2 protein-coding genes and 1 riboswitch are annotated in these 14,933 nt (G+C 63.8%); of the genes, one reads left to right on the plus strand and one right to left on the minus strand.

The window, feature by feature from the left end; translation table 11 throughout:
* Positions 1 to 24: 24 nt before the first annotated feature.
* Entirely contained in the window at positions 25 to 12,714 is a 12,690-nt protein-coding gene (locus tag A4F85_RS21535; RefSeq protein WP_231890590.1) for a beta strand repeat-containing protein, read from the minus strand.
* 651 nt (positions 12,715 to 13,365) lie between these two features.
* Positions 13,366 to 13,476: riboswitch (glycine riboswitch) on the plus strand.
* Positions 13,477 to 13,568: 92 nt separating this feature from the next.
* On the opposite strand from A4F85_RS21535, the gene A4F85_RS21540 reads away from it, so the two are divergent.
* Positions 13,569 to 14,900 (plus strand): D-amino acid dehydrogenase, encoded by a 1,332-nt coding sequence (locus A4F85_RS21540; protein WP_063327673.1) that lies wholly within the window; start codon positions 13,569 to 13,571, stop codon positions 14,898 to 14,900.
* Positions 14,901 to 14,933 lie beyond the last annotated feature (33 nt).

A 14,933-nucleotide genomic window follows, 5' to 3' on the forward strand; every position in this document is an offset into this window, starting at 1 on the left:
GTTCAGCTCCTCTTCAACCGTGTGTCAACCGCGTCTGCGGCGCAGATTCCACAGGCCTGCGGCCAGCATCAGCAGCATGGCCATGGCGAGCATGCGAGGTTCGAGCGCAGGGATCGGCGTGGCATCCGGTGCCGCACCCACACGCGCCGGACCGCTGGGATCCACGATCACGCCATTGGCTGCGCGATCATCATCACCCTGGCCGCCATCAGTGACCACCACCGAGGTCGTATTGCCCGACACCACCGCACCCGGAGGCTGATACCAGGAGTCCGCCGCCCCTGCGGACGCTGGACCGAACTTCCAGTACGCCATGCCGGTCACCGGACCCGGCCAGGTGACGCTGACCGTGATCGAGCTGCTGGCCGTACAGCCCCGGGCCACGAAGTGCACATTGCCATACGGGAAGCTCAACTGGCCCGGCGCACCCGCCGCAGCCGCGACGAAGGACGACTGCGACACATCGAACCCGCAGCCCGCGCCACCCCCGCTCAAGGTCGCCGTGGCATTGCCTGCCCCGGTGGCTGTCGGACCCGTGAAGGTCGTTCCGAGCACGTTGAGCGAAGTCGTTGTGGCAGGTCCGGTGTTGCCATTGCCAGGATTGGTCTGGGTCGCGCTGATCGTATGCAGACCCGGCGTCGGCAAGCCGCCGCCTGGCGCGCAGCTCCACGTCTGATCGGCCGCGACGATTGCCGTACACAGTGTCGTCGAGCCATCCTTCACCGTGATCGTGTAGCCCGGCGTGCCGGTGCCGGAAATCTGCGGATAGCCTCCCACCGTGGTCGGCGAAACCGTCAGCGTCGGAGCCACCGGCACCTGCGTGCTGGGAGTGACCGGCGTTGCTGGTGTCGATGCACAGTTCACAGTGCAACCGGCCGTCGGATTGACCGGGCTGATGCCACCCGACGGATCGTAGGAAGCCGTGTTCGTGCTCGAACCCACAGCCGTCGGCACAGCCGGCAGATTGAAGCTGGTGTTGCCTCCCGCTGCCACTGCCGCAGTGAAGTTCACCGTGCAAGACAGGATCGCCGTGCCATTGCCCACGAAGGGGAAGGTGTTGGGCGTGCAGGTCGCGCTGGCCACGTTCGAACCGGTCGGCGCACCCGTGATGCTGATGCCCGCAGGCACCAGGTCCTTGATGGTCACGCTGGTGGCGGGACCGAAGGCACCGGCAGCGTTGGACACGGAGAACGCGTAGTTGAAGGGCGTGCCCACAGCCAAGCTACCGGGGTTGGCCTTGGTGACCGTCAGCGCAGGAGTACCAGGGGTCACCGGCGTGGAAGGCGTCGATGCGCAATCCGTCGTGCAACCCGCCGTCGGATTGACGGGGCTGATGCCGCCCGACGGATCGTAGGAGGCCGTGTTGGTGCTCGAACCCACCGCCGTCGGCACAGCCGGCAGGTTGAAGCTGGTGGTGCCACCGGCCGCCACCGGCGTGGTGAAGCTCACCGTGCAAGACAGGATCGCCGTGCCATTGCCCACGAAGGGGAAGGTGTTGGGCGTGCAGGTCGCACTGGCCACGTTCGCACCAGTCGGCACGCCTGAGATGCTGATGCCCGCAGGCACCAGGTCCTTGATGGTCACGCTGGTGGCGGGACCGAAGGCACTGGCAGCGTTGGACACGGAGAACGCGTAGTTGAACGCAGTCCCCACAGCCAGGCTGCCAGGGTTGGCCTTGGTGACCGTCAGCGCTGGCGTACCAGGTGTCACCGGCGTGGAAGGCGTCGACGCGCAGTTCGTCGTGCAACCCGCCGTCGGATTGACCGGGCTGATGCCGCCCGACGGATCGTAGGAGGCCGTGTTGGTACTCGAGCCCACCGCCGTCGGCACAGCCGGCAGGTTGAAGCTGGTGTTGCCACCGGCCGCCACTGCCGCAGTGAAGTTCACCGTGCACGTCAGCACGGAGCTGCCGTTACCCGCAAACGGGAAGGTATTAGGCGTGCAGGTCGCACTGGCCACGTTCGCACCGGTCGGCACGCCCGTGATGCTGATGCCTGCAGGCACCAAGTCCTTGATGGTCACGCTGGTGGCGGGACCGAAGGCACTGGCGGCGTTGGACACGGAGAACGCGTAGTTGAAGGGCGTGCCCACAGCCAAGCTGCCAGGGTTGGCCTTGGTGACCGTCAGCGCAGGCGTGCCAGGAGTGACTGGAGTCACCGGTGTGGAAGCGCAGTCTGTCGTGCAACCGGCTGTCGGATTGACCGGACTGATGCCGCCGGACGGATCGTAGGAAGCCGTGTTCGTGCTCGAGCCCACCGCCGTCGGCACAGCCGGCAGATTGAAGCTGGTGTTACCACCCGCTGCCACTGCCGCAGTGAAGTTCACCGTGCAAGACAGGATCGCCGTGCCATTGCCCACGAAGGGGAAGGTGTTGGGCGTGCAGGTCGCGCTGGCCACGTTCGCGCCGGTCGGCACGCCCGTGATGCTGATGCCTGCCGGTACCAGATCCTTGATGGTCACGCTGGTGGCGGGGCCGAAGGCACTGGCAGCGTTGGACACGGAGAACGCGTAGTTGAACGCAGTCCCCACAGCCAGGCTACCCGGGTTGGCCTTGGTGACCGTCAGCGCAGGCGTGCCAGGCGTGACTGGAGTCACCGGTGTGGAAGCGCAGTCTGTTGTGCAGCCGGCCGTCGGATTGACCGGGCTGATGCCGCCCGACGGATCGTAGGAAGCCGTGTTCGTGCTCGAACCCACAGCCGTCGGCACAGCCGGCAGGTTGAAGCTGGTGTTGCCACCCGCTGCGACCGAAGCCGTGAAGTTCACCGTACACGTCAGCACGGAGCTGCCATTGCCCGCAAACGGGAAGGTGTTGGGCGTGCAGGTCGCATTGGCCACGTTCGCACCGGTCGGCACACCCGTGATGCTGATCCCCGCAGGCACCAGGTCCTTGATGGTCACGCTGGTGGCAGGACCGAAGGCACCGGCAGCGTTGGACACGGAGAACGCATAGTTGAAGGGCGTGCCCACGGCCAGGCTGCCCGGGTTGGCCTTGGTGACCGTCAGCGCTGGCGTACCAGGCGTGACCGGCGTGGAAGGCGTCGATGCGCAATCTGTCGTGCAACCGGCTGTCGGATTGACCGGGCTGATGCCGCCCGATGGATCGTAGGAGGCCGTGTTGGTGCTTGAACCCACCGCCGTCGGAACAGCCGGCAGGTTGAAGCTGGTGTTACCACCGGCCGCCACTGCCGCAGTGAAGTTCACCGTACACGTCAGCACGGAGCTGCCGTTACCCGCAAACGGGAAGGTGTTGGGCGTGCAGGTCGCACTGGCCACGTTCGCACCGGTCGGCACGCCCGTGATGCTGATGCCTGCCGGCACCAGATCCTTGATGGTCACGCTGGTGGCGGGACCGAAGGCACCGGCAGCGTTGGACACGGAGAACGCGTAGTTGAACGCAGTTCCCACAGCCAGGCTGCCCGGGTTGGCCTTGGTGACCGTCAGCGCTGGCGTACCAGGCGTGACCGGCGTGGAAGGCGTCGATGCGCAATCCGTCGTGCAACCCGCCGTCGGATTGACCGGGTTGATGCCACCCGCTGGATCGTAGGAGGCCGTGTTGGTGCTCGAACCAACCGCCGTCGGCACAGCCGGCAGGTTGAAGCTGCTGTTGCTGCCAGCCGCCACCGGTGTGGTGAAGTTCACCGTGCACGTCAGCACGGTGCTGCCGTTACCCGCAAACGGGAAGGTGTTGGGCGTGCAGGTCGCACTGGACACGTTCGCACCGCTCGGCACGCCCGTGATGCTGATGCCTGCAGGCACCAGGTCCTTGATGGTCACGCTGGTGGCGGGACCGAAGGCACTGGCAGCGTTGGACACGGAGAACGCGTAGTTGAAGGGCGTGCCCACAGCCAAGCTGCCGGGGTTGGCTTTGGTGACCGTCAGCGCAGGAGTACCAGGCGTCACCGGCGTGGAAGGCGTCGATGCGCAATCCGTCGTGCAACCGGCCGTCGGATTGACCGGGCTGATGCCACCCGACGGATCGTAGGAAGCCGTGTTCGTGCTCGACCCCACCGCCGTCGGCACAGCCGGCAGATTGAAGCTGGTGTTGCCGCCAGCCGCCACCGGCGTGGTGAAGCTCACCGTGCAAGACAGGATCGCCGTGCCATTGCCCGCAAACGGGAAGGTGTTGGGCGTGCAGGTCGCACTGGCCACGTTTGCGCCAGTCGGCACGCCCGTGATGCTGATGCCTGCCGGCACCAGGTCTTTGATGGTCACGCTGTTGGCAGGACCAAACGCTCCAGCCGCATTCGCTACCGTGAAGGCGTAGTTGAACGCAGTCCCCACAGCCAGGCTACCCGGGTTGGCTTTGGTGACCGTCAACGCTGGCGTGCCAGGCGTGACTGGAGTCACCGGTGTGGAAGCGCAGTCTGTTGTGCACCCTGCCGTCGGATTGACCGGGCTGATGCCGCCCGACGGATCGTAGGAGGCCGTGTTGGTACTCGAGCCCACCGCCGTCGGCACAGCCGGCAGGTTGAAGCTGGTGTTGCCACCGGCCGCCACTGCCGCAGTGAAGTTCACCGTGCACGTCAGCACGGAGCTGCCGTTACCCGCAAACGGGAAGGTGTTGGGCGTGCAGGTCGCACTGGCCACGTTTGCGCCAGTCGGCACGCCCGTGATGCTGATGCCTGCCGGCACCAGGTCTTTGATGGTCACGCTGTTGGCAGGACCAAACGCTCCAGCCGCATTCGCTACCGTGAAGGCGTAGTTGAACGCAGTCCCCACAGCCAGGCTACCCGGGTTGGCTTTGGTGACCGTCAACGCTGGCGTGCCAGGCGTGACTGGAGTCACCGGTGTGGAAGCGCAGTCTGTTGTGCACCCTGCCGTCGGATTGACCGGGCTGATGCCGCCCGACGGATCGTAGGAGGCCGTGTTGGTACTCGAGCCCACCGCCGTCGGCACAGCCGGCAGGTTGAAGCTGGTGTTGCCACCGGCCGCCACTGCCGCAGTGAAGTTCACCGTGCACGTCAGCACGGAGCTGCCGTTACCCGCAAACGGGAAGGTGTTGGGCGTGCAGGTCGCACTGGCCACGTTCGCACCAGTCGGCACGCCTGAGATGCTGATGCCTGCAGGCACCAGATCCTTGATGGTCACGCTGGTGGCAGGACCGAAGGCACTGGCGGCATTCGCTACCGTGAAGGCGTAGTTGAACGGCGTGCCCACCGCCAGGCTACCGGGGTTGGCCTTGGTGACCGTCAGCGCAGGCGTGCCTGGCGTGACCGGAGTCACCGGTGTGGAAGCGCAGTCTGTCGTACACCCTGCCGTCGGATTGACCGGGCTGATGCCGCCCGATGGATCGTAGGAGGCAGTGTTGGTGCTCGAACCCACCGCCGTCGGAACAGCCGGCAGGTTGAAGCTGCTGTTGCCACCCGCCGCCACTGCCGCAGTGAAGCTCACCGTACACGTCAGCACGGAGCTGCCATTGCCCGCAAACGGGAAGGTGTTGGGCGTGCAGGTCGCACTGGCCACGTTCGCACCGGTCGGTACGCCCGTGATGCTGATGCCTGCAGGCACCAAGTCCTTGATGGTCACGCTGGTGGCGGGACCGAAGGCACCGGCAGCGTTGGACACGGAGAACGCGTAGTTGAACGCAGTCCCCACAGCCAGGCTACCCGGGTTGGCCTTGGTAACCGTCAGCGCAGGCGTGCCAGGGGTCACCGGCGTGGAAGGCGTCGATGCGCAATCCGTCGTGCAACCGGCCGTCGGATTGACGGGGCTGATGCCGCCCGACGGATCGTAGGAGGCCGTGTTGGTGCTTGAACCCACCACCGTCGGAACAGCTGGCAGATTGAAGCTGGTGCTGCCACCCGCTGCCACTGCCGCAGTGAAGTTCACCGTACACGTCAGGACGGAACTACCGTTACCCGCAAACGGGAAGGTATTGGGCGTGCAGGTCGCGCTAGCCACGTTCGCACCGGTCGGCACACCCGTGATGCTGATGCCTGCCGGCACCAGGTCCTTGATGGTCACGCTGGTGGCGGGGCCGAAGGCACTGGCAGCGTTGGACACGGAGAACGCGTAGTTGAAGGGCGTGCCCACAGCCAGGCTACCCGGGTTAGCCTTGGTGACCGTCAACGCAGGCGTGCCTGGCGTGACTGGAGTCACCGGTGTCGATGCACAGTTCACAGTGCAACCGGCCGTCGGATTGACCGGGCTGATGCCGCCCGACGGATCGTAGGAGGCAGTGTTCGTGCTCGAGCCCACAGCCGTCGGAACAGCCGGCAGGTTGAAGCTGGTGTTGCCACCCGCTGCCAATGCCGCAGTGAAGTTCACCGTACACGTCAGGACGGAACTACCGTTACCCGCAAACGGGAAGGTGTTGGGCGTGCAGGTCGCACTAGCCACGTTTGCGCCGGTCGGCACGCCCGTGATGCTGATGCCTGCCGGCACCAGGTCCTTGATGGTCACGCTGGTGGCAGGGCCGAAGGCACCGGCCGCATTCGCTACCGTGAAGGCGTAGTTGAACGGCGTGCCCACAGCCAGGCTGCCGGGGTTGGCTTTGGTAACCGTCAGCGCTGGCGTGCCAGGCGTTACCGGAGTCACCGGTGTGGAAGCGCAGTCTGTCGTGCAACCGGCCGTCGGATTGACGGGGCTGATGCCACCCGACGGATCGTAGGAGGCCGTGTTGGTGCTCGAACCCACAGCCGTCGGCACAGCTGGCAAGTTGAAGCTGCTGTTGCTGCCAGCCGCCACCGGCGTGGTGAAGCTCACCGTACACGTCAGGACGGAACTGCCATTGCCCGCAAACGGGAAGGTGTTGGGCGTGCAGGTCGCACTGGACACGTTCGCGCCGGTCGGCACGCCCGTGATGCTGATGCCTGCCGGCACCAGGTCCTTGATGGTCACGCTGGTGGCGGGACCAAACGCTCCAGCCGCATTCGCTACCGTGAAGGCGTAGTTGAACGCAGCCCCCACAGCCAGGCTACCCGGGTTGGCCTTGGTGACCGTCAACGCAGGCGTGCCAGGCGTGACCGGAGTCACCGGCGTGGAAGCGCAGTCTGTCGTGCAACCGGCCGTCGGATTGACCGGGCTGATGCCGCCCGACGGATCGTAGGAAGCCGTGTTCGTGCTCGAACCCACCGCCGTCGGCACAGCCGGCAGATTGAAGCTGCTGTTGCTGCCAGCCGCCACCGGCGTGGTGAAGCTCACCGTGCAAGACAGGATCGCCGTGCCATTGCCCACGAAGGGGAAGGTATTGGGCGTGCAGGTCGCACTGGCCACGTTCGCACCGGTCGGCACACCCGTGATGCTGATCCCCGCAGGCACCAGGTCCTTGATGGTCACGCTGGTGGCAGGACCGAAGGCACCGGCAGCGTTGGACACGGAGAACGCATAGTTGAAGGGCGTGCCCACGGCCAGGCTGCCCGGGTTGGCCTTGGTGACCGTCAGCGCTGGCGTACCAGGCGTGACCGGCGTGGAAGGCGTCGATGCGCAATCTGTCGTGCAACCGGCTGTCGGATTGACCGGGCTGATGCCGCCCGATGGATCGTAGGAGGCCGTGTTGGTGCTTGAACCCACCGCCGTCGGAACAGCCGGCAGGTTGAAGCTGGTGTTACCACCGGCCGCCACTGCCGCAGTGAAGTTCACCGTACACGTCAGCACGGAGCTGCCGTTACCCGCAAACGGGAAGGTGTTGGGCGTGCAGGTCGCACTGGCCACGTTCGCACCGCTCGGCACACCCGTGATGCTGATACCCGCAGGCACCAGGTCCTTGATGGTCACGCTGTTGGCAGGACCGAAGGCACTGGCAGCATTGGACACGGAGAACGCATAGTTGAAGGGCGTACCCACAGCCAAGCTGCCCGGGTTGGCCTTGGTGACACTGAGGTTCACCACGCTCACAAAATGAATTTGTGCGGCGCTTGGCGAATACGCGTTTGCTCCCACGGTGAACGTGCCACCCAGGGTTCCTGCAGGAATGCTGGTGGCGATGCTGTAGGTACCACTTGCTGTACTGGTGGCAGTGATCGAGCAAATGCCCAGAGTTGCGCCACTTGTTCCAGTGGTGCAAGTGGCTGACGCGCCTGCCGCACCACCGTTCAGCTTCACGCCGGCAGCACCGGCAAAGGTGACGACCTCGCCGCCCTTGGGATTGCCACCGGCATCGCGCACATACGCTTCCACCACATCGGTTGCCGTGCCATTTGCCGCCGCGTTGTCGCTCACGACACGCAGGCCCGAATTGCTTGCCGAGGCATTGCCGGCGACAAAGGCCATCGATTGCGGGCTGTTGCCGATGGCAGTTGCACCCACCGTGGCGGCAGCCGAGTAAGTCGATGCGGTTACGCTGGTGAACGACACCGAGCAGGTCGCCGCCGCACCAGCAGTCGTGCAACTGGCGGTGGCAGGCGCCGCTCCGGCAGGCGTCACGCTGAAGTTCACGGCAACGCCGGTGACTGGATTGCCGAACGCATCCTTGGTGACCACGGAAACGACGTCCTGGCCGCCGCCGGCTGCCTGGTTGTTCACATCGACCGACATGGTCGAATTGGCGGGATCGACGGCACCTGCTGTAAAGACATAGGCAGCCGTCGCACCGTACGTATTGCCACCGGAGCTGACGCCGCTGCCGCTCAATGCGCCGCTCGCGATGCTTGCGCCGGAAGTGTAGGAACCCGCGACGGTTGTCTTGGCGGTGACCTGGCAGGTACCGGCCGCATTGGTGGTGCAGGTACCGCTGAAGGTGATGTTTGCGGTGGGAGAGAACGTGACAACGCTTCCGGCCACCGGATTGCCGTTGACATCTCCCACAAACGCTTCAAGCACATCTGTCGCCGAGCCATTGGCCGTGACCGGACTGCTGACGGTACGCACCCCCGACTTGGCGGGGTCGGCGGCATTGGCCGTGAAGTTGATCACGGCCGGACTGCCGTTTGCCACGCTCTGGGTGGTGGTGCCGTTGTTGTCCGTGGCTGTGAAGCTCGCCGCACCCGCCACGGTGGATGTCACCGTGATGGAGCAGCGCGCTGGATTCGCATTGGCCGCAATCGTGCAGGAAGTTGCCGACGGCGTGCCGGCGCCGGTATGGACAAAGCCGATGGTGTGGGCGACCGTATCGACAGTTGCATTGCCATTGGCGTCCTGCAGTGCGACGGTCACCGTGCCGGTGCTCGTACCGTCGGCCATCACCGAGAGCGGCGTGGCACTGAGCAGATTGCCACTGGCTGTATTGCTGGGCGGCCCGGCAATGAAGTTGACCGATACCGGACTGCCATTGCTCACGGCCGTTCCGTTGTCCGTTGCCGTGAAACTTGCGGTGCCGACCGTGGCCGATTTCACCGTCACGGAGCAGGTGGCCGGATTGGCGTTGGCCGCGATCGTGCACGTGGGTGCGGCTGGCGTGGTCGTGCCCACGCCCGTTTTGGTGAAGACAATCGTGTGCGCCACCGTATCCGTGGCGGGATTGCCATTGGCATCGCGCAGGGTCACGCTGATCGAGCTCGTGGCAGTGTTGTCTGCGACAACGCTGAGCGGACTGGCACTGATCAGGTTTCCATTGGCGCCATTGCTGGGCGGGCCGGCCGTGTAGTTCACCACAGCCGTAGCCGTGGCGGCCGAGCCATTGATGGTGAAACCAAAGGTGCCACTGCCGACTGCGGTAGGTGCCGTGATGGTTGCCGTGTACACCCCTGCGCTGCACGACCCCGCGCCGACCGCAGGCGAGCCCTGTGTTCCGCTGTTCAGCGTGAAGGCCACCGTATTGGCACAGGTTGCAATCGAATTGCCTGACGCATCCTTGAGCTGCGCCGTCAATGTGCTGGTTGCGGTGCCATTGGCAATGATCGAGGTCGGACTCGCAACGATGGTCGAGGCGCTGGTACTTGGCGGACCCGCCGTGTAGCTCACTGAAGCCGTAGCAACTGCGGCAGAGCCGTTGATGGTGAATCCGAAGATCCCGCTGCCGACGGCCGTGGGCGAGGTGACGGTGCCCGTATAGATGCCGGCGGTACACGAGGCCGCGCCCACACTCGGCGTTCCCTGCGTTCCGCCGTTCAGGGTGAATGCCACCGTGTTCGTGCAGGTGTTGATCGGATTGCTGCTGGCATCGACCAATTGCACGCGCAGCACGCTGGTGGAGCTGCCGTTGGCCACGATCGATGTCGGTGTGGCGACTATCGTCGATGCACTCGTGCTCGGCGTTGCGGCCACATAGGAGACCGTTGCGGTGGCAACAGCCGCAGACCCGTTGATGGTGAACCCGAAGGTTCCGCTGCCGACCAGCACCGGCGATGTCACCGTCCCCGTGTACATGCCGGCACTGCAGCCCGTGACGCTGACGGCAGGGACGCCTTGCGTCCCCGCATTGAGGGTGAAGGCCACCGTATCGGTACAGGTGGTGACAAGGTTGCCTAAAGCATCCTTCAACTGCACGGCCAAGGTGCTGGTGGAGACGCCGTTGGCCGCAATCGATGGCGGACTCGCGGCGATTTCAGACCCGCTCGTGCTGGCCGGCAGCCCGGTGAAGCTGTAAGCAACCGGCGAAGGCTGATAGGTCACTGCGCCAGATACCGGACTTCCACCCAATGGAAGATTGGAGAACGTGGCACCAGCGACTGACGACGACAAGGTCACGGGTGTGGTGAATGCTCCGGCGACACTGCTGCTGGCATTGATGGGAGACGCGCACTTTCCGCTGGAGTTGGTCGTGCAGCTGACTGCGGCGGAGCCGCCATTGAACGTGACACCTGCAGGCGGCGCCGCGAAGGTGACGGTGTCACTGCCCCCCGTCCAGGCATTGCCTTGGCCGTCAACAATGTAGACCTCCAGCAAGTCGCTGCTGCCGACAGGTTGATTGTTGGTCGTCGCCAGAACGCCGGATTTCAGGGCACAGGGAAAACCGGTGACGCTTGCAGCCGTTGAAAGCTGCGAGGTCTGGGCTCCGCCGGAATTGCTGTCCGTCACTGTGACTCGCACCTGGCCGCTGAGATACGAAGGAACGGTCAGCGTTCCCGAGGCTCCGGCCATGGTTTCGGAGCCCAGATAGACCTGCGCATCGTTGACGCCCGCGCCGGTCGGCGACCAAAAGGCTTCCACCGTATACGGTGCCGGCTCGCTCGCATTGGCATTTGCCGTGATATTGAATGTCCAGGTGCAGGCGGCGGTGTCACTGGCGCCAACGCCAAGGGTGGGGGTCCATCCGGTTTGTCCATTGCCCGTCGTCAGCAAACTGATGCCTGAGTTTGCAGCCACAGGCACGGAAAACAGCGTGTTCTGAGAAATCTTGAAGAAATCACGCGTAGTGATACGAATGGCACTTCTCGACTGGCTTGTCATCTTGTTGTTGCCAATCAATCCTGGTGCCGTACCCGTACCACCGATATTCACCCCGTCCCCGCCGCCAGTGAAGTTGTTATCGGTCACCGTCACTACCTGCGTCGTGCCTGAGGCTGCCGTATTCACCGTTGGTGCCGACACATGCGTTGGCGATGACCCGGTATAGGCGGCGATAGGCAGCGAGAAGGTATTACCCGTCACGGCCAGACCAATTCCATTGGCCAGGCTGATCGTTCCATCAACCGACACCACGGCCCTGGGCGCATTTCCACCAGTCGGGCTCAGTGCGATATTCGAATTTTTGATCGTCAATCCGTTGACGGTCATGTTCGACATGACCTGGAAAAACTGCTCGAGCTGCATTCCCCCGATAGGGTTGGGCAGATTCGTTACCGTGAAATTATCGACAACGATGTTGGAAACCGTGCCTGCACCGTTGCTTGCGGCAACGGAAATGGCCGAGCCCTTGTTATTGCCGTAATTTCCATTCCATATCGCGGAGTTGATTGTGCTATTGGCAAAGAATACGTTTTGTGCGCCTTGATGAATCTCCGCGTACAGCTCGCAGTTGAACGGCGTCCCCTCTCCCGCAGGGGTTGGCGCCACATTCACCAGACCGACGCGATCAATGATGACATTGTTTGCTGAGGAGCCAACGACGAATACCGCTTCGCCACAGGTCATGTTGGGCGAATTGGTGAGAGTGATATTCTTCCCACCAAGATAAAAGGTTTCCCAGGCGGAGTCCGCCCAGTTCTGGACTTGTATGACTCCCCCGAAATCGATGGTCAATGAGCCCGTGCCGGCTGGCACGGTGCCTTTGAGCCAGTACCAGGCACCACCGGCACCAGTGGTGGTGCCCGTATCGCCGCCGCTGATCATCTGGGTTTGACCACAGGCATTGGTGGCTCCCGTCACGGCGCCGGACTGGGCTCCGCTGACGAATGTGTTGGCACAGCGCACGTAAACCGTCTGATTGTCGACATACGGATGGAGGTTTCCGGCCGCATCCTTGGATGTCCCACTCTGTATGGTTCGTACCGACGTAGTCAGTGTCGGCGCAAAGACGATGGAAACATCGGCACTCGGATCCAGCGTTTGCAGCGTGTAGTTGGCTGCCTGAATGGCCGCTCGCAGCGTACATGCGCCAGCAAAGGTGCCTCCCAGCGTGCTGACACAGGTGGTTGGTGTCGTTGCATTGGCATTGGGAGCGTCGCTGTTGTCGGTGACCGTGAAGACGACGGTCGCCGCCAGTGCCGTGGATGAGATACCCGCGCATGAAAGCAGCAGCAAAGAGAAAAGGCACTTCGCTGCACGCCACTTGCGAAAAAATGCCGAACCAGGCAGGCGATTGAGAGCATGCATGATATTCCCCGTTTTCTCAAGGAGATATGACAGGAAAATGATTTTCCCAATGGCAATGGCCATCAGTTGTACCCAGCGCATTTGCATCGCCGTACCTCGAATAGTTCTATTTGAATCACGAGCTCACAACTCACCTTGCAGCCGGTGAGTTTGGAAGCAAAATGTTTCGCGCAGATCCTGCGCGTCAATCAAAAAGGTGGATTTCCATCAACGTTTGCGAGCTGCTCCGCTGCCCATTGAGCCGAACACGCTTTCAGTCGGGTTTGCGACGCAAATCATTCCTCCCTCCACAAACCATATTCACCGTGCTTGTATTTTTTCAGTGCCGGGCCAGTTTCCATGGACCTGCACCTGTGCAACGGTAAGTCGCCTATCAGACATATACACAACCCATGGTTAACCCATGCAGGTCCAATCGACCAGAACATGCACTGACAAACCACTGCACACATCGATAGGCTAAATCATGTTTTTTTCTATTTCAATAGTTTTTTTACATGAAATCGGAGACTCATACCAGCGCTACGAGGGAGGCGCTTGAGCGATCTAGGGAATACCCTGAATCAGCCACACCACATACAGGTAGTAACTGGTGGTATCCCCAGTACGACTGGAACCGGCTGCGCAAGCCACATAGAATCGCCGCTGCAGGAGAGCAGGCGGGCACCACGGTGCCGAGCCTCACCGAAGGCGCAAACTCCCATACACGCTCAGGTTCCGTACTGCAAACACAACATGCCGTCTGGAGAGCCGCCGCACGCAATATGCGGCGCACCGAAGGAGCAAGCCCCGTTCCCATGGACGGCGGTGAATCTCTCAGGTTCCAAGGACAGGGGGAGCGGCAGCTGCGTCACGACGGACGCCGGCTGCTTGCTATTGAATCCATAGCTACCAGCTTCCGCGTGACCGGCACATGCCTTTGAAAGGGCATTGTCATGCGCGTCATCGTTCTCGGAGCCGGCCTGATCGGCACCGCCTCGGCCTACTATCTGCAATCTCTCGGTCATGAAGTGACCGTCATCGACCGCCAGGCTGCGCCCGGCGCCGAAACCAGCTTTGCCAACGGCGGGCAGATCTCGGTCAGCCATGCCGAACCCTGGGCCAACCCCGGCGCACCGCTGAAGTTGCTGGGCTGGCTGGGCCGGCAGGACGCCCCCCTGCTGTTCCGCCTGCGCGCCGACATGCGCCAGTGGCTCTGGGGCCTGTCCTTCCTGCGCAACTGCACGCCCGCGCGCACGCGCCACAACATCCGGCAGATCGTTCGCCTGGGCACCTACAGCCGCGAGGCCCTGCAGCAGCTGCGATCGGACACCGGCATCCAGTACGAGCAGCGCATGCAGGGCATCCTGCACTTCTACACGAACGCCCGCGAGTTCGAGGGCGCTCTCAAGCCCACCGAGCAGATGCAGGCCCTGGGCTGCGACCGCCGCCTGATCGACGCCGACGAGGCCGTGCGCCTGGAGCCGGCCCTGGCCCATGTGCGCGGGCAGATAGCGGGCGCCACCTATACGGCCGAGGATGAATCGGGCGACGCCAACCTCTTCACGCGCGAGCTGGCACGCATTGCCACCACCACGGGCGTGCAGTTCCGCCACGGCCACCACGTCATGGCGCTGCGCACCACGGGTGCGGGCGCCAGCCGCCATATCGACCATGTGGAGGTGACCAATGCCGACGGCCGCTACGAACGCATCCAGGGCGACGCCTATGTGCTGGCCATGGGCTCGTTCAGCCCGCTGCTGGCCCAGCCGCTGGGGCTGCACCTGCCCATCTACCCGGCAAAGGGCTACTCCGTGACCCTGCCGGTGCTGGACCCCGCCAAGGCCTACCAGGTCAGCCTCACGGACGATGAGTTCAAGCTGGTGTTCTCGCGCTACACCGGCGCGCAGGGCGACCGCCTGCGCATTGCCGGCACGGCCGAGTTCAACGGCTACGACCGCAACCTGGACCCCGTGCGCTGCGAGGCCATCGTGCGGCGCGTGCAGCAGCTGTTCCCCGGCGCCGGCGATACCGGGCGCGCCCAGTTCTGGAGCGGCCTGCGCCCCGCCACGCCCAGCAATGTGCCGCTGATCGGGCGCTCGCCCATCGCCAACCTGTTCCTGAACACCGGCCACGGCACGCTGGGCTGGACCCATGCCTGCGGCTCCGGCATGGCGCTGGCCGACCTGGTCAGCGGCAGGCAGCCGGCCGTGGATTTCGATTTTCTGGGGGCTGCAGCCATGGACCCGGATCGCAGCGCAGGCACGGTGCGCCCGCGCGCGGTCTGAGGTGCAGACGGTGTGTACCGTGTCTACGGCGTG

The sequence above is a fragment of the Delftia sp. GW456-R20 genome (assembly GCF_001622915.1).
In the GTDB taxonomy this organism is placed as follows: Bacteria; Pseudomonadota; Gammaproteobacteria; order Burkholderiales; family Burkholderiaceae_C; genus Comamonas; species Comamonas acidovorans.

Coding starts and splice junctions, on each gene's coding strand:
- A4F85_RS21540 (WP_063327673.1), top strand. CDS start 13,569: ATGCGCGTCATCGTTCTCGGAGCCGGCCTGATCGGCACCGCCTCGGCC.
- A4F85_RS21535 (WP_231890590.1), bottom strand. CDS start 12,714: ATGCGCTGGGTACAACTGATGGCCATTGCCATTGGGAAAATCATTTTC.